Origin of the sequence: Deinococcus marmoris DSM 12784, assembly GCF_000701405.1 — a bacterium.
GTDB lineage: Bacteria > Deinococcota > Deinococci > Deinococcales > Deinococcaceae > Deinococcus > Deinococcus marmoris.
On sequence record NZ_JNIV01000007.1, the window covers coordinates 1 to 15,885 of the forward strand.

At 66.7% G+C, this 15,885-nt stretch carries 12 protein-coding genes and 1 pseudogene; 9 read left to right on the top strand and 4 right to left on the bottom strand.

Features of this window, described 5'->3' with window-relative positions:
• From Q319_RS27800 to Q319_RS24170, 7 genes and pseudogenes are all read left to right on the top strand, one after another.
• Positions 1-300, top strand: a pseudogene (locus tag Q319_RS27800) (IS4 family transposase); the annotation flags it as partial.
• A gap of 189 nt (positions 301-489) precedes the next feature.
• Positions 490-2,847, top strand: coding sequence for an Eco57I restriction-modification methylase domain-containing protein (locus Q319_RS0102265; RefSeq protein ID WP_051655030.1), 2,358 nt, complete (start codon positions 490-492; stop codon positions 2,845-2,847).
• Between the two features lie 49 nt (positions 2,848-2,896).
• Complete coding sequence (locus Q319_RS0102270) at positions 2,897-3,808, top strand: type ISP restriction/modification enzyme (protein ID WP_245618906.1); 912 nt, start codon at positions 2,897-2,899, stop codon at positions 3,806-3,808.
• A 510-nt stretch (positions 3,809-4,318) separates the two neighbouring features.
• A complete protein-coding gene (gene paaZ / locus Q319_RS0102275) occupies positions 4,319-6,433 on the top strand; it encodes a phenylacetic acid degradation bifunctional protein PaaZ (RefSeq protein WP_029480236.1) in 2,115 nt (704 codons plus the stop codon).
• Between the two features lie 64 nt (positions 6,434-6,497).
• Positions 6,498-6,887: a VOC family protein gene (locus Q319_RS0102280; protein WP_029480237.1), complete on the top strand. Its 390-nt coding sequence runs from the start codon at positions 6,498-6,500 to the stop codon at positions 6,885-6,887.
• Entirely contained in the window at positions 6,884-7,105 is a 222-nt protein-coding gene (locus Q319_RS0102285) for a hypothetical protein (RefSeq protein WP_029480238.1), read from the top strand. The genes Q319_RS0102280 and Q319_RS0102285 overlap by 4 nt, the downstream gene beginning before the upstream one ends.
• A 106-nt stretch (positions 7,106-7,211) precedes the next feature.
• Complete coding sequence (locus Q319_RS24170; RefSeq protein ID WP_034413426.1) at positions 7,212-10,199, top strand: DUF937 domain-containing protein; 2,988 nt, start codon at positions 7,212-7,214, stop codon at positions 10,197-10,199.
• Between the two features lie 156 nt (positions 10,200-10,355).
• Here Q319_RS24170 and Q319_RS0102295 read toward each other — a convergent pair whose 3' ends face one another.
• Together Q319_RS0102295 and Q319_RS0102300 are read right to left on the bottom strand one after the other, a co-directional pair.
• Positions 10,356-11,180 carry a DMT family transporter gene (locus tag Q319_RS0102295; RefSeq protein ID WP_245618907.1) on the bottom strand — a complete coding sequence of 275 codons (825 nt, stop codon included), beginning with the start codon at positions 11,178-11,180 and terminating at the stop codon, positions 10,356-10,358.
• 138 nt (positions 11,181-11,318) lie between these two features.
• Positions 11,319-12,386, bottom strand: coding sequence for a hypothetical protein (locus tag Q319_RS0102300; protein WP_029480241.1), 1,068 nt, complete (start codon positions 12,384-12,386; stop codon positions 11,319-11,321).
• Positions 12,387-12,635: 249 nt separating this feature from the next.
• Here Q319_RS0102300 and Q319_RS0102305 point away from each other — a divergent pair, with 249 nt between their 5' ends.
• Positions 12,636-13,145 (top strand): DinB family protein, encoded by a 510-nt coding sequence (locus tag Q319_RS0102305; RefSeq protein ID WP_051655031.1) that lies wholly within the window; start codon positions 12,636-12,638, stop codon positions 13,143-13,145.
• Complete coding sequence (locus tag Q319_RS0102310; protein ID WP_029480243.1) at positions 13,142-13,723, top strand: class I SAM-dependent methyltransferase; 582 nt, start codon at positions 13,142-13,144, stop codon at positions 13,721-13,723. Before Q319_RS0102305 ends, Q319_RS0102310 begins: the two co-directional genes overlap by 4 nt.
• A gap of 160 nt (positions 13,724-13,883) precedes the next feature.
• On the opposite strand, the gene Q319_RS0102315 is transcribed toward Q319_RS0102310, so the two are convergent.
• Both Q319_RS0102315 and Q319_RS0102320 read right to left on the bottom strand, forming a co-directional pair.
• On the bottom strand, positions 13,884-15,149 hold the full coding sequence (locus Q319_RS0102315) for a hypothetical protein (RefSeq protein ID WP_156039135.1): 1,266 nt from the start codon (positions 15,147-15,149) through the stop codon (positions 13,884-13,886).
• Complete coding sequence (locus Q319_RS0102320) at positions 15,137-15,877, bottom strand: RNA polymerase sigma factor (protein WP_156039136.1); 741 nt, start codon at positions 15,875-15,877, stop codon at positions 15,137-15,139. Before Q319_RS0102320 ends, Q319_RS0102315 begins: the two co-directional genes overlap by 13 nt.
• Between the last annotated feature and the right edge of the window lie 8 nt (positions 15,878-15,885).

Sequence of the window (15,885 nt, forward strand, 5' to 3'; positions counted from 1 at the left end):
GCAAAACAGTTTGCAGGGCTGACCACCTGCCAGCTTCGTCAGACGCAGGCTCTGGAGAACCATTGGAATACTGCGTTCTTCGCGCTCAGTCTGGGACGGGCAGAAGTGCTGCTGGAGGCCGCTGGCCTCCAGGGTCGCCCGGCCACTTCACTGGTGTTTTCCTACGAAGACATCAAGCGGCGGGCCTTCAACCGGCTCTTTGCGTGGCGAATACTGAGCAATCTAGGTCTCCAGGCACGATTTGCCGAATTAGGAAAACATCCGTCCAGGCCGCTGGATTTGGGGGTCAAAGCGGCTTGAGGGTGGTCAAAACTGTCCGAACCATTGATTAGAGGGTGACGATCAGAGAATGCCCCCCACCACCTTCACCACGTTTTCCACGCTGAAGCCGAACTTTTCAAACAGGATTTTGGCGGGGGCGCTGAGAGAAGGGTTCGGATTCGGAAGACAGGCACCGTTCGGGCAGAGGACGCTTTATTCTGCTCAGCAATGACTCCTGCCCAGTCCAGTGTCGCCCAGGCCAGAGCCGCGTTCACGGAATATGTCAAGGCGATCCGCAAGGCGCACGGCAAGGGCACGCCGGAAAACACCTATCTGCCGCTGCTCAAGCCTTTATTTGAGGGGCTGCTGCCCGAATATCAGGTCATCACGCATCCCGGCAAGGATGAGCAGGGGCTGCCCGACTTTGCCCTGCGCGAGCCGGGCGGCGCGGAGAATCTGGTGCTGGGCGAGGCCGAGGCGCTGGACGTGCCGCTGGAGAAGAACAAGCACGGCTGGGAACAGGCACGCGGCTACGCGAAACAAGCGCCCACCCTCCTGACCAATTTCCATGATTTCGTGGTGCTGGACGGCGACACCGAGCTGGGCCGCTACACCATCCCGCACGCCGAGCTGACCGGCACGGCCAAACCCGCCGCGCTGGCCGACGCGCATCTGGAGAACCTGAGCGGGCTGCTGGGCGTCTGGGCCAGTGCCAGGGGAAGCCTGAGCCGCCCGCAGAAGATCGCCGGACTGCTGGCCTACCACGCCCGGCAGGCGCTGGCGGCGCTGGACAGCCACGATACCGCCGCCCTCAGTTCGCTGCGAAAGGCGATGGAGGACGCGCTGGGCAGCAGTTTCAGCGTGCCCAAGCCCAAGGCGAGCGGCAAGGCAAACGCCGAGAAGCAGCGGCGCGACGAGGCGAAATGGCGTGAGAAGCAGGAGCATCTGGACCATTTTTTCCGTTCCAGTCTGGTGCAGGCGCTGTTTTACGGGCTGTTCTCGGCGTGGGTGATGGCGGCGCGGCAGGGGCAGGGGGCGCACTTTACCCACAGCGAGGCGGGCCGGTATCTGCGGGTGCCAGTGATTAACCTGCTGTTTGACCAACTGACCGCCAGCAAGCTGGACAAACTGGGGATGCGCCCCGCCGTGGAACGCGCCGTGTCGCTGCTGCGCCGGGTGGACCCGGAGGCGTTCCTCAAGGGGTTTCAGGACGGGCAGGCGGTCACGTACTTCTACGAGCCGTTTCTGGACGCCTTCGATCCGGGGCTGCGCGAGGAACTGGGCGTGTGGTACACCCCGCCCGAACTGATCGCCTACCAGATTCGCCGCGTTCACGCCCTGCTGCAATCCGAACTGGGCATTGCCGACGGGCTGCTGGACCCGCGCGTGACCATTCTGGACCCCGCCACCGGCACGGGCGGCTACCTGCTGGAACTCGGCCACTTCTTGCAGGCCGAGATGCAGCGCCAGGGCACGAAGTTTATTGGGGCCAGACTCAAGGAAGCCTTTCAGACCCGGATTTTTGGCTTCGAGCTGCTTCCGGCCCCCTTCAGCATCGCGCATGTGCAACTGGCGCTGCTGCTTCAGAACGCGGGCGGCGAGTTGAAGGGCAATGAGCGGGTGAACGTGCTGCTGACCAACAGTCTGAACGGCTGGACCCCACAGGGCGACAAGCAGCCCCCGGTGTTTTCCGAGCTGGCCGAGGAACAGACCGCCGCCGAGCAGGTCAAGGGGCAGCAGCAGATCATGGTCATGATCGGCAACCCGCCCTACGCCCGCTTTGCCGACATGCCCGACAACCCGGAAGAACAGGCCCTGATCGCCCCCTACAAACAATGCCTGCGCGAGAGCTGGGGCGTGAAAAAACAACTGCTGGACGATCTGTACATCCGGTTTCTGCGGCTGGCCGAGTGGCGCGTGGCCGAGAACGGCAAGGAAGGCATCGTCAGTTTCGTGACCAACCGCAGTTACCTGACGGGCATCAGCCATCCGGTGATGCGCCAGCACCTGCTGAGCAGCTTCGACCAGATTTACATTGACGATCTGCACGGCAATCAGCGGGCCAACAAAGCGGGAGACGGCAGCGTGTTTACCACCGCCACCAACGGCGGCATTCGCGTGGGCGTGGCGATTGGCACCTTTGTGAAGAAGGCAGGCGTGAAAGGGACAGAGGGAGAACCTGCCGAACCCGCCCAGGTCCATTACCGCGAGTTTTATGGCAGCGGCGCAGGCAAACGGGCCGCGCTGACCGAGGACGAAACGCCCTACGCCCCCGCCTTCACGCCTAAACGGGAACACCGCTACGTCCTGAGACCCCTGAAGGGTGAAGATGCGTACTGGGACTGGCCGACGATTGATGATCTTTTCCCAGTTAGCTTTGATGGCATTAACACCAACTTGGACGCGCACCTAATAAATATTGAATCCGAACAACTTATTTCTAAAATGCAACGTTATTTTGATAAAAGCGTCACATCCGAAGCTCTAAGCGAGAGCTATCCAGGTATTACGGCAGACTTAGGATATAAAAATCTCAAAGACGTTCGCCAGAATCTGTTAAAAATGGGGGGGGGGGTTCGATCATAAGAAAATTCGTCCCTACTCTTATCGCCCGTTTGATAACCGCCACATCTATTTGCATCACGGCGATTCTTTGCTTAATCGCAGCCGCCCGGATTACGATGAGCAAATTGATTCTGAGACAGTCCAGATTTGTATAGCTCAGACCATGAGAAGAGGGTACGACGCCCCGTATTTTTCACGTTCGCCTATCGATTTGCATCTCTCTGACCCGGACGCCGACGCCTTCCCCCTCCGCCTCCGCTTCAAAGAGTTCGTCTCCGACACTGACTATCAATACCTGCCCAACAGCGCCGATTTTTACGATGATCTGGCGCGGGCGGGCGTGCTGAAAGTGTCTGCGCCCAAAGCGGATTCGGCGTGTACGCCCATGCCCAAGCCTGCGCCGGTGCTGTCTCGCTACGGCGTGGTGCGCGGCCCGGACGGCAAACCCAATGCGCTGGCGTGGGAACTGGTCTTTTACCACACGCTGGCGGTCCTCAGCGCCCCCGCCTACCGCGAGGAACACGCCGAATATCTGGCCGAGGACTGGCCGCGCGTGCCCATGCCGCCCCGGCGCGAAACGCTGGAACAGAGCGCGGCGGTGGGGCGGCGCGTGGCGGCCCTGCTGGACCCACAGGCGCGGCCTGAATTGCCGGGCGCGGTGGGCCGTCTGGTACGCGCCGGAACCGATGAGGAAGCGGTGCAGGACCTCCTGACCATTGGCCCCAAGCCCAGTTACGACAGGGTGCGGGAGGTCTACGTGCTGTCGGACACGCTGGAACTGGCCGGGGTGCCGGAACGGGTCTGGGCGTTTACGCTGGGCGGGTATCCGGTGCTGAAAAACTGGGTGGAATACCGCAAGGGCCGCACGCTGACGCTGGACGACGCCGAATGGCTGGAGGGCATCGTGCGGCGGGTGTCGGCGCTGCTGGACCTGGGCGGCGAGCTGGATTTGGCGTATGCGGGGGCGACGGGCCTGAGCTGATTGACGGACAGGCAGAAATACTGCACGGTGCGGTTTCCAGTCTGCCCTGCCCGTCTGACCCCTCCGGCCCTCCGGGCCACCTCCCCTCAAAAGGGAGGCAAGAGTTGCGGAATTGCCCGGCCAGCAGCGCACTCCTGGCTCCCTTTGAGGGGAGCTGGCTGCGAAGCAGACTGGCTGGCACAGCTCCGCAGGAGAGGGGTTCGCCTTCCAACTGGCCGCAGGTTCCGCCTCTTCACTTTGATTTCGCAGTAAGCCCAAGCGCTCTGACCTGCGTCTCAAATGCCTCCCGGCGCATCCCGTATGCTGATTTCCAAACCCGGAGCGTGCGCTCAAGAATTTCTGTCTTCTTCCAGTGTCCCGAAAACCCTGGGCTTTTTGCTCCTCCCTCCTTGCGGGGGAGGCTGGGAGGGGGGAACCGCAAACGCCGTCCCAGCGACGCTCGAAAGTGATGGCATCCAACACACGAACCGCCTCCCACGCTCCCCTACCCCTTTGCCCCCAGGAGTCCCCATGACCACTCAGACCCAACCCAAAATCCTTCGCCCAGCCTCCTATATCTCCGGCCAGTGGCACGCCAACGCCGAGGGGCAGACCCTCGTGGACGCCGTGTATGGCCGCCCCGTCGCCGTGATTTCCTCTGAAGGCGTGGACTTTGCCGGGGCGCTGGCGTATGGCCGCAAAACGGGCGCGGCGCTGCGGAAGATGACCTTTCACACGCGGGCGCGGGCGCTGAAGGCCCTGGGCCTGTACCTGATGGAGCGCAAGGAGGAGTACTACGCCCTGAACCTGCTGACCGGCGCAACCCGCCGCGACGGCTGGGTGGACATCGAGGGCGGCATCGGCACCCTGCTCAGTTACAGCAGCATGGCCCGCCGCGAACTGCCCGACGAGCGCTTTTTGCCCGACGGCAATGTGGAGACGCTGGGCCGGGCCGGAACCTTCGTGGCCCGCCACCTGCTGGTCCCGCGCGAGGGCGTGGCTGTGCAGATCAACGCCTTCAACTTCCCGGTGTGGGGGATGCTGGAAAAACTCGCTCCCGCCTTCATTGCCGGAATGCCCAGTCTGGTCAAGCCCGCCCCCCAGACCGCCTACCTGACCGAGCGCGTGGTGCGCGACATCATCGAATCCGGCCTGCTACCGGAGGGGGCGCTGCAACTGGTGATCGGTGAGCCGGGCGATTTGCTGGACCATGTGCGCGAGCAGGACATGGTGGCCTTCACAGGTTCGGCGGCGACGGCGGCCAAACTCAAGGTCCACCCCAACATCATCGCCCACTCGGTGCCGTTCAACGCCGAGGCCGACAGCCTGAATGCCTCCGTGCTGGGGCTGACCGTCACCCCTAACAGCCCCGAATTCATGCTGTACGTCAAGGAAGTGGCCCGCGAGATCACCGGGAAAGCGGGCCAGAAATGCACCGCCATCCGCCGCGCCATCGTGCCGCAGGGAATGGTGGAGGCGGTGACCGAGGCGCTTCGCAAGGAGTTGGGCAAGGTGACTTTGGGCGATCCGGCGCGCGACGACGTGCGAATGGGCGCACTGGTCAGCGTGGAGCAGCGGGACCGCGTGCGGCAAACGCTGGAGGAACTGGGCAAGGAGGCGCGAGTCGTGATCGGTGGCGGCGCGGAAAGCGAATTGCTGGGCGGGGACCGCGAGAAAGGCGCGTTCCTCGATCCCACCGTGCTGCTGTGCGACTCGCCCCTGACGGCGACGGGACCGCATGAGCTGGAAGCGTTCGGCCCAGTGGCGACGCTGCTGCCCTATGACTCGCTGGACGATGCCATTACGCTGGCCCGCATGGGACGCGGTTCGCTGGCCGGAAGCGTCATCACCCATGACCGCGCCGAGGCCACCGAGCTGGTGCTGGGGCTGGCGAGTACGCACGGGCGAATTCTGGTCCTCAACCGCGACGACGCCAAGGAAAGCACCGGCCACGGCTCCCCGCTGCCCCAGCTTCTGCACGGTGGCCCCGGACGCGCGGGCGGCGGCGCGGAACTGGGCGGCATCGCGGGCGTCAAGCACCACATGAACAAGGTGGCGGTGCAGGCAGACCCCACCACCCTGGCCACGATCACCCGCGAATTCGTGCCGGGCGGTGAGGTACGCGAGGACGTGGTTCACCCCTTCCGCAAATCCTTTGACGAGATTCAGGTTGGGGATAGCCTCCTGACGCACCGCCGCACCGTCACCGAGGCCGACATCGTGAACTTCGCGGGCCTGACTGGCGATCACTTTTACGCCCATGTGGACGAGATCGGTGCAAGGGAGGGCATCTTCGGCAAGCGGGTGGCGCACGGCTACTTCCTGATTTCCGCCGCCGCCGGAATGTTCGTCTCGCCTGCGCCGGGGCCAGTGCTGGCGAACTATGGGCTGGAAAACCTGCGTTTCGTGGAACCGGTGGGCATCGGCGACACCATCCGCACCCGCCTGACCTGCAAGCGCAAGATTCGCAAGGACCTGCGCCCGGACGACAAGCAGTCCACGGGCGTGGTGGAATGGCATTCCGAAATCACCAACCAGAACGATGAACTCGTCGCCACCTACGACATCCTGACCCTGGTGGTGCGGGCGCGCGACAGCTTCGATCCTCCAGCGCAGGGTGGGGGAGAGGGGGCGGCGCAGGCGTAATCCCGAATTGTTGTCTCTGAAGTAGTAGCAAGCTAACTCGATTCTGCTTGCTACGCTTTCTTATATGGCAACCCTGATTACCGGATTCGATCATTTTCAAGTGGAGGCCCCCGCCGGATGCGAGGCCGACGCCCGCGCCTTTTACGGCGGCTTTCTGGGATTGCCCGAACTGCGGAAACCCGCTGCCTTTCTCAACAACGGCGGCGTGTGGTTTGCCCTGCCTGACGGGCGGCAGCTCCATGTGGGCGTCGCTCCCGACTTCGCGCCGCGCGAGAAGGGCCATCCGGCGCTGCGTTGCGACGATATTGGCGCGTTCGGGGCGCACTGCGACACGCACGGCATTCCCTATGTCTCCGATGCGGAGGCAGGTGTGCCGCGCATCTTCCTTAAAGACATCTTCGGCAACCGTCTGGAAGTCGTCGAGGGTTCGCACCCCAGCGTTCTGCTGGAATGACGGAGGACGCGCGGGGAGAACTGCTGGACGGGCGTTTCGATTACCGGGCGCTGAAGGATGGGCGGGTGATCGTGTCTCATTACGGGCGGCCTGTGACGACCCTGGCAGGCAAAGATGCCGAGAGGTTTATCAAAAGGGTGGACGGGCTGGAAGACCACGCCGCGCAACTGCTGATGGCGCGCGTGACCGGGAATTTCAAGCGGGGCAACGAGCGCTGAGCGGGGGGCCGTGCAGGCTGTCCCCATCACGCTTGCGCTGTTTCCTGGCGGCGTCCGAATCTCCCGGCGCGCTGCCCCGCCTGCCGTTTCGCCTATTCTGTGAGAAATGTCCAAGAATGCAACCGATCTGATCCAGTCCTTCTTTGACCCCGGCGCGGTGGTGCGGCTGGCCCAGGCGGTGGGTCTGGAGCCGGAAGTGGCCGGGCGGGTGCTGGAGGCCGGGTTGCCATTGCAGCTCGCGGCGCTGGCCGAATCGGCGAAAACGCCGGACGGCGAGGCCATGATCGCCGAGGCCGTTGGGGCCTTGCCCCCTTTCGGCAGCGTGGCCGAGGCGCTGGAGGAATCGGGCGGCGCGGACAACCTGCGGCAGGCCGGGGAAATGCTGGCCCCCGTGCTGCTGGGAGAGGTGGCAGACGGTCTGCCCGCGCAGGTTTCTACCCAGACGCAGGCGGACCCGGCCAGGGTCCAGACCCTGCTCCAGATAGCGCTGCCGCTGCTGCTGAGCGCGCTGGGTCAGCATGGAATGAAGGCGGGAAATATTGCCCCGATGCTGGCGGGCTTGGGTGGTCTGGGGCTGGCCGGGGCGGCTGGCGCGGATGCAGTCGTCCCAGAGGCGGCAGAGACGGTCATCCCAGCGGCAGTCGAGGCCCCTGAAACGGCCCCCGTCGCGCCAGTTGCGGAAGTGCCAGCCGAAGAAGTGCCAGCCGAAGCACCAGCAGTCGAGCCGCCACCAGTCGTGCCAGTTCCAGTTGAGTCTGCTCCTGTCGCACTGGAGAAACCTGCGTCAGAGGCCATGCCGCCAGAATCGGTGCCAGCAGAGGCCCCAGCGGCACCTGCCGACACCAGCCCTCCTGATCCCAGCACGCCGGAAGGCTTGCTCAAGTACCTCCAGGCGCGGTTTGGTGGTCCGGTGGGGCAGAAGATCGGCGCGGTGGCGGGTTTTGGCGGTGGGGTCCGCAAGCAGGCGGCACTGGCCGCGCTCCCGGTGGTGCTGGCTGCGCTGGTGGGCAAGGCCAGTGGTCAGGGGAATGGGGCCGGAGGAGACCTGGACAAACTGGCCCGTCCCTTCGCGCCGCTGACGGGTGAGGACGGTCAGGTCAACACGGACCTGCTGGACAGCCCGGTGGAGGTCTCGCGCATCGAGGGGCAGGGGCGTGGGCTGCTGGCCTCGTTGTTTGGAGACGTCAATGCCGTGACCGGACGGTTGGGCAGTGCGCTGGGCGGCAGCGGCGACAGCTCGCGCCGCCTGCTGGCGCTGCTAACCCCGCTGGTGCTGTCTGCCCTGACCCGCGCCCATGCGGGCGGCCTGGGTGCGCTGCCCATCGCCGGTCTGGCGGACGGCTTGAAAGCGGCGTTGCCGTCCGGCTTCTCCAGCCTGGGCGTGCTGGTCGGCAGTCTGGTCAGCGGGACGCCTCTGCCTGGAGCGGTCTCCAGCACGGTCCAGACCACGCCGCGCGCCGTCGTGCAGCAGGGTTCGCCCGCCACGCCGCCCAGGCCCTCACCCCTCAAGCCTCCCCGGCCCGCCCGCTTCGAGAAGCCCGCGCCGCCCGTGGCTCCACCGCCCCGCAGGCGCGGCTTTCCGCTGTGGCTGATTCCCTTGCTGCTGCTGTTGCTGCTGGGCGGCTGCTGGGTGCTGCAAAACCGCCAGCCTGCCGTTCCCGCTGTGCCCACGCCCACGTCTCCCACCACGCTTGGCGACAGCGGGACCCTGCCCGGCCTGCCCGTGCAGACGGTCTTCACGGAGCCGCAGCCCGGCGCGGCGGTTCCGGCGAGCGGCTTTACCCTGCGCGGCACGGGCACTGCTGGAGAGAATGTGGACGTCTTCCTGGGTGACGGCAAGGTGGGCAGCGCCCCCGTCGCCCCGGACGGCACCTGGAGTCTGGACGTGGGAGCAGACGCGCCCCAGGGTCCGCAGACCTACACCCTGAAGAACGCGGCGGGCGGGGAAATGGCCACGCTGCCTGTCGTGGTGGGCGGGGCAGACGCCACAGGTGCAGGGTCCACCGAAACCCCGCCCGTGACCGCAGCGCCCACCGATACGCAAGGTGGGGCACTGCCGGAAACTCCAGGGACTGCGCCGGATACGACTGTGCCAGATGCGACAACTCCAGACGCGACAACTCCAGACGCGACAACCCCGCAAATGCCCTCCGCCGATGGCACCACTCCGGCCACTCCCGGCGCAACCGCTCCTGGCACGGTTCCTGTCGTCATCAGCGAACCCTCAGAAGGGGCGCAGGTGCCCTCGGGCGGGCTGACCTTGCGCGGCACCGGTCCGGCGGGCGAGCAGTTCGTACTGTTCCACAGCGGCCTGCGCGCGGGCAGCGTGACCGTGGGACTGGACGGCAACTGGAAGGCCGACATTCTGGCCGGGGCCGCGCTGCCGGGGCCGCAGAGCTATGACCTGCGGAATGCGGCGGGACAGGTCGTCGCCCGCGTGCGCCTTCAGGTCGCGCCGAGTGGTCAGGGCGCGGCGGGGGGCGCATCGGGCAGCGCCTTAGACAGCGCTGGGGCAACTCCGGCAGGCGCGGGCGGGGTCACCGTCAGCAGCCCGGCCAGCGGCGCGCAGGTAGATGGCGCGGGCTTTGCCCTATCGGGGACTGGCCCGGCAGGACAGACCTTCGAGGTGCTGGAGGACGGCGTCAGCATCGGCAGCTTCACCGTGGGCGCGGATGGCAACTGGACCCGGCAGGTATCTGGCCCCAGCGCGGGCGCGAAAACCTACACGGTTCGTTCGGCAGATGGTCAGCAGGTGGCCGCCGTGCCAGTGACCGTGGGTGCGGCCCCCGCCAATGCCCAGGGAGCCGCCTGTACCCAGCCCCTCAGCGTCAGCCTGAAAGACGGCGAGACCGTGACCGCGCCGTACCGTTTCGGCGGCGTGGGGGGCGGCGACGCCTACACCATCACCGTCAAACGCGGCGAGCGGACGGTGGGCAGCAAGACGGTGCCAGTGGGCGCGGGCTGTGTCTGGAATTTTACCAGCAACCCCGGCTCCAGCGCGGGGCAGGCCAGCACGGTCACTTATGAGGTGCGCCCGGCAACCGCCAGCCCCAGCGATGCGCCCGCCGCGAAGCTGACCTTGAACGTCCGGTAGTTTTTCCCGTTGTGTCGCGCCGTCCACCTCTCTTGCCGGGGTGGGCGGCCTCTTTTCTCAGATCAGGGGGCTTGACATGCAGTTCACTGCACGTTCCAACATGGACAGCATGGGAGGCACCTCATATGCCACACCATGAACTGGACTGTTGATCCTCTACCGTCCCGCGATCAGCCCCGCGCCCACCAGCGCCAGCACCACGCCCACCCACTGCGCGGCGCGCAAACCCTCGCGCAGCACGGTCACGGCCAGCAGGGTGGTAAAGGCCGGGTACAGGCTGGACAGCAGCGAACCCACCGCCAGCCCGCCGCCCTGCACCGCCAGCAGATAAAACAGGTTGCCCAGCGTGTCCCCCGGCGCGGAAGACAGGATCAGCAACGGGTTTTTGGGGCGTAGACCCACCAGTCGCGCGGCCAGCGGCAGGGCGATCAGCGAGGACGTGACGCGGGCGGCCCCCAGTGTCCAGAACACCCCCGGCGACTGCGCCTGCCCCAGCAGCGCGAAGAAGAAGCCGAAGCCCAGGCCCGCTGCTAGCCCGATCAGCACGCCGTTGTCCTGCCACCGAACCGCGCCGCCGCCCTCTCCCGGCGTGTAACTGAGCAGGCCCGTGCCCAGCAGCACGCCCAGCGCGCCCAGCCAGCCCAGCAGCCCCAGCACCTCGCCGCCCAGCACGCCGATCACCACAGGCACCAGCGCCGACAGCGCGCCCGCGCCCACCGACACCGCGCCCATCGGTCCCATTGCCAGCGCGCGGTAAAAGGCCAGCACGGCAAACAGGCCCACCGCCCCGGCCAGCGCGCCCCACAGCAGATCGCCCACAGGCGGCAGCGCCTGACCCATCAGCACCGCCAGCAGCAGCATGATCGCCGCGCTGATCGGGTGGGTCAGCGCCACCACCCGCAGCGGCGAATCACGCCGACTGGCCAGCCCCGCCAGAAAATCGCCGACGCCGTAGGTCAGCGCCGACAACAGGCCGGTCACTGCCGGATTCAAGGAAAAAGCCTCACCGCAGGAGTGTACAGGGGGCGCAGATCAGGGGATGGAACCCAGTCCCCGTCACCTGGACAACAAAAAAGACCGGGATGTTTCTCCCGGCCCTCTACTTGCTCAGATGCTTACTTACTCGTCGTTGCCAGTGCGGTTGTTGCTCCAGCCCCGGTCAGCGCGGGCGCGCGGGCGGAAGCCGCCGTCGGTGCCGCCCTCGCTGCCTTCGCGGGGTGCCGGTGCGGCGTCACGGGGGCGGTCATTGCTGGGACGGTCATCGCGCGGGCGGAAGGCCGGACGGTCATCACGGGGCTGATCGCTCCGGGGACGGAAGCCGCCACCCTGTGAACCGCCACGGTCATTGCTGCCCTGGTAGCCGCCGCTGCTCTGTCCACCACGGTCACTGTTGCCACGGTAGCCACCGCCGCCGCCCTGTCCGCCACGGTCCTCGCGGGGACGGAAGCTGCCACCCTGCGAACCGCCACGGTCATCACGGCCCTGGTAGCCGCCGCTGCTCTGGCCGCCACGGTCACTGTTGCCACGGTAGCCGCCGCCGCCCTGTCCACCACGGTCTTCACGGGGACGGAAGCCGCCACCCTGTGAACCGCCACGGTCATCCCGGCCCTGGTAGCCGCCGCTGCTCTGCCCACCACGGTCACTGTTGCCACGGTAGCCGCCGCCCTGGCCGCCACCCTGACGGTCTCCGCCGCCATAGCCGCCCTGCCCGCCACGGTCTTCGCGGGGACGGAAGCTGCCGCCCTGGGGAGCAGGACGGTCACCGCTGGGACGGTCACCCGCAGGACGCTCGCCGCTCTTGAAGCCGCCCTGGCCCTGGCCCTCGCGCATTTCCTTGATCTCGCGGCGCAGGCCACGCAGTTCCTTGCCCTGGGCTTCCAGCATTTCCTTGATCTCGCCCAGCATTTCCAGCAGGTCGTCGGCGTCAATGTACTCGTCTTCCTCGCTTTCCTCACCGTCTTCCGCGCCCTCTCCGTCGTCCTTACCCTGCATCTGCATGGCGTCGTCGCTTTCGTCAGCGTCACTGTCGTCAGCATCATGGTCTTGGCCCTCGGCCTGGGCTTCCTGGGCGTCCAGCACCAGATCCTCGTCTATCTCGCCCTGAAGCTGGGGCAGGATGTCGCGCACTTCGGCGGGCATCTGGTCGTCGGCGGGCTGGCCCTGGTGCGTCTCGTTGTTGTCGGTCATGGTGTTTCTCCTTTTGGCGCGGCCTGAGGTTCATTTTAAACCCGTGCCGCGCTGTTTCCCTGCTGCTGTCGTTCATGACGCTGGCGGCGAAGTCTTCTCACATTCTCGGCCTGTCTGTTTCGGCCAGTGGCACACATTCTGCGTGCCGGGCGCGGGCGCACCCCCGAGTGTATCACTGTCGGGCCTGGGCGGGCACAGGGCAGAAGGCAGCGCTCTGACGATTCTCCTGCCGTCCGGGTACGCTGAACCATGACCCAACCCCTGATAGATGAACAGCCCCAGCACTGGCTTGAGGGCATCCTCGACATCCTGACCGAGGCCGTGGAGGGCGGCACCCCCGGCGAGGGCACCGCGTTTCTGGACGGCACGGCCCAGGACGGCAGCGGCAACCACGGCCTGCTGGCCACCCTGGACAACCTGAGCGCGGCGCAGGCCAGCACGGTCATCCACGGCACTTCTATTGCCGGACATGCCCGCCACTGCGCCCTGCATATGGACGTGGTGGTGCGCTGGGAACGTGACGGTGAGCGGGGGCCGTTCGACTGGAAGGGCAGCTTTCACCCGGCAGAGGTGGACGATGAGGCGTGGGATGATCTGCGCGTCCGCCTGCGCGGGGCCTACGACGCCCTGTGCGCCTTCGCCCGCACCCAGAAGGAGGGCGAGGCGACGGGGGACGCCACTGGAGGCATGACCGGCGCGGTGGCCCACGTCGCCTACCATCTGGGGGCCATCCGGCAGATGGTCAAGGCGCTGGCTTGAGCGGAGGCGCACCCCTGCGGGTCATCATCGGTGCGGGCGAGCAGCGCTGGGACGGCTGGATCCCCACCCAGCAGGCAGACCTGGATCTGCTGGACCGCGCCACCTGGGCCGTGTGGTTCGGGGGCCGCCGGGCCGACGCGCTGCTGTGCGAACACGTCTGGGAACACCTGAGTGAGGCGCAGGGCCGCGCTGCCGCCCACCTGTGCTTCGAGTTCCTCAAGCCTGGCGGTTTCTTGCGCGTGGCCGTGCCGGACGCCAACTTTCCAGATGCTGACTATCAGCGCACCGTGCAGATCGGTGGACCGGGGCCAGCCGATCACCCCGCCGCCGATCACAGAATCGTTTACGACGCCCCGCTGCTGGCCGACGTATTCCGGGGGGCTGGATTCACTGTAAACCTGCTGGAATACTGTGACATGCAGGGCCAGTTTCACGCTCAGGACTGGGACGTGACCACTGGACCGATCTACCGCTCCCTGCGACTGGACCACCGCAATCTGGATCACCGCAATGCGGGCGGGCGGCTGGGTTTCGTTTCCATCATCCTGGACGCCACGAAACCCCTGAAGGTGCCGTGACCGATTCATTTTCCGTTTGCCCCTGCTGACGATGAAGAGGCGGCTGGGTTGCGTGTCGCTGCCGGGTCAGGCTGTCCTGTACCGGAGCGGGTCAGGGAAGGATTGGAAACGGTGGAATCTCCTGGCGGAGAGGAGGCGAGATCCTGTCAGAAGGTCCGCCCTACCTCTTCCCGCCCTGCCTCTTCCAGCTTGTCTTCAGGGTCTCGTCCAGTACGCGCACGCCGCCGCCGCCGCCGCCCTCGGCCACCGCGAAGGTGCCGTCTGACAGGGCCACGACGTCCATCGGGTGGGTCAGGGGCATGGGCTGAATCTCACCGCTGACCAGATCGATGCGGGTCAGTTGTCCGGCGCGGTCCGTGACCAGGGCCACGCTGCCGTTGACGCCCAGTTTGTCCGGGTGGCCGGGCAGGGGCCAGCTCCTGATGACCTCGCCGCCCGCGTTCAGGCGCAGCAACCTTCCCGCTGCATCCAGCGCCAGCACGGTGCCGCCTGCCTCGGGGGCCAGGTCCACGGGCGCGCCGCCCACCACCACGCGCCCGACGACATTCAGGGTTTCGGGGTCCAGCAGGCAGATCTCGCCGGTCAGATGATGGGTCACGAACAGCCTGCCCCCTGAGAGCAGCACACCGTCCATCACGTCGGCCAGCGGCATTCCGTCCTCGCGGGCCACCGTGATCTGGTGCTGCGGGTCGCCCAGGCGGCCTACCGAGCCGCGCACCGTCTTGAAATACACGCGCCCGCCGTCCGCATCGCTGGAAGCGGTCAGCCCCGCCACGCCGTCTGGCACAGGATAGCTGCGGACCACCCTGAGCGGACCCGTCCCCACTTCCAGCACGCGGTCGTTGGCGGCGTCGGCCAGATACACCCGGTCCCCCAGCCGCACGCCCTGGGTGAACCATGCCGGCTGCGCCCCGCCGGAGCGCAGGCTGGCGGTGACCTGATCGCCGCGTAGCAGGTTCAGCGTGCCGCCGCCATCGTTGCTGGCCACCAGCAGGCCGCCTGCCGCCGCCACCACCACCGCCGGGTCTGGCAACGCCGCCGCCGTCCCGCGTGAGGGTGTCAGCAGCGCCCCGAAGGCCAGCAGGCCAGACACCGCCGCCGCGCCCAGCATCAGCGGCCACCAACGGCGGGCGGCGTGTGGGCGGGCCTGGGCTGCCGGGGCCACGGTCTGGGTCTGAATCCGGGTCTGGCGGGCCGCGCTCAGCACCTGCGTTTTCAGGTGGGCGGGCGGCTGCATGGGCGGCACATCTTCTAGCAGTGCCGCTTCCAGCTCACGGAGCAGCGTCAGGTGGGCGTGGCACCCGGGGCAGCCCGCCAGATGGGCGCGCAGTTCGGGGGTGAGAGACTGGCCCAGGCCGACGCGTTCCTCCAGTTGTTGCTGCACCATCTCGCAATGTTGCGCGTCGTTCTCGTTCATTCCAGCCATGTCTCCACCTCCTTTCCCGGTCCTGCTTTCTCCAGCCCTGCACTTTCCAACACCACCCGCAGATGCTTGAGGGCGTAATTCAGCCGGCTCTTGACCGTTCCCACCGGCACGTTCATCGCGCCCGAGATTTCCTCGCGGGATTCCCCGGCCAGATAGGCGCGTTCCACCGTCTCGCGGTGGGCCGCCGACAGTTGCGATAGCGCGGCGCGAATCTGCTCGCGGCGCTGGGCGTCCTCGCTGCGGGCCACCGGTCCCGGCCCGCTGTCGGGCAGGGGCAATTCCGCGCCTTCCTCGGTGAACAGCGGCAGGGTGGCCTTGGTCGCCCGCAGGCGGTCCAGCGCCCGCGAACGCGCCATGACCAGCAAAAAGGTCTTGAGGCCCGCCCGCGCCGGGTCATAACTTTCGGGACGCTCCCACAGCCGCAAAAACACGTCCTGCAATACTTCCTGGGCTGCCGCGTCGCCCAGCAGACGGTTCAGCACTCCGAACACCGCCCCGGAATGCTGGTCATACACCTCCGAGAGTGCTGCCTCGTCGCGCTGGCGCAGGCGCAGGGCCAGCGCAGCGTCGGCCTCCTGCGTCTTCGGTGGCCCGGCCTGGGCGGCCTGAAGACGGCTTTCATCCTGCTCTGCCGCCGCCGGGGGCGGGGAGCGCAGGGAAAAGCGGGAATCAGGCACGGCCAGCCACGTCATATCCAGCATACGGGTCCGGGGGGTGGGAAAGTTCAATGGGCGCT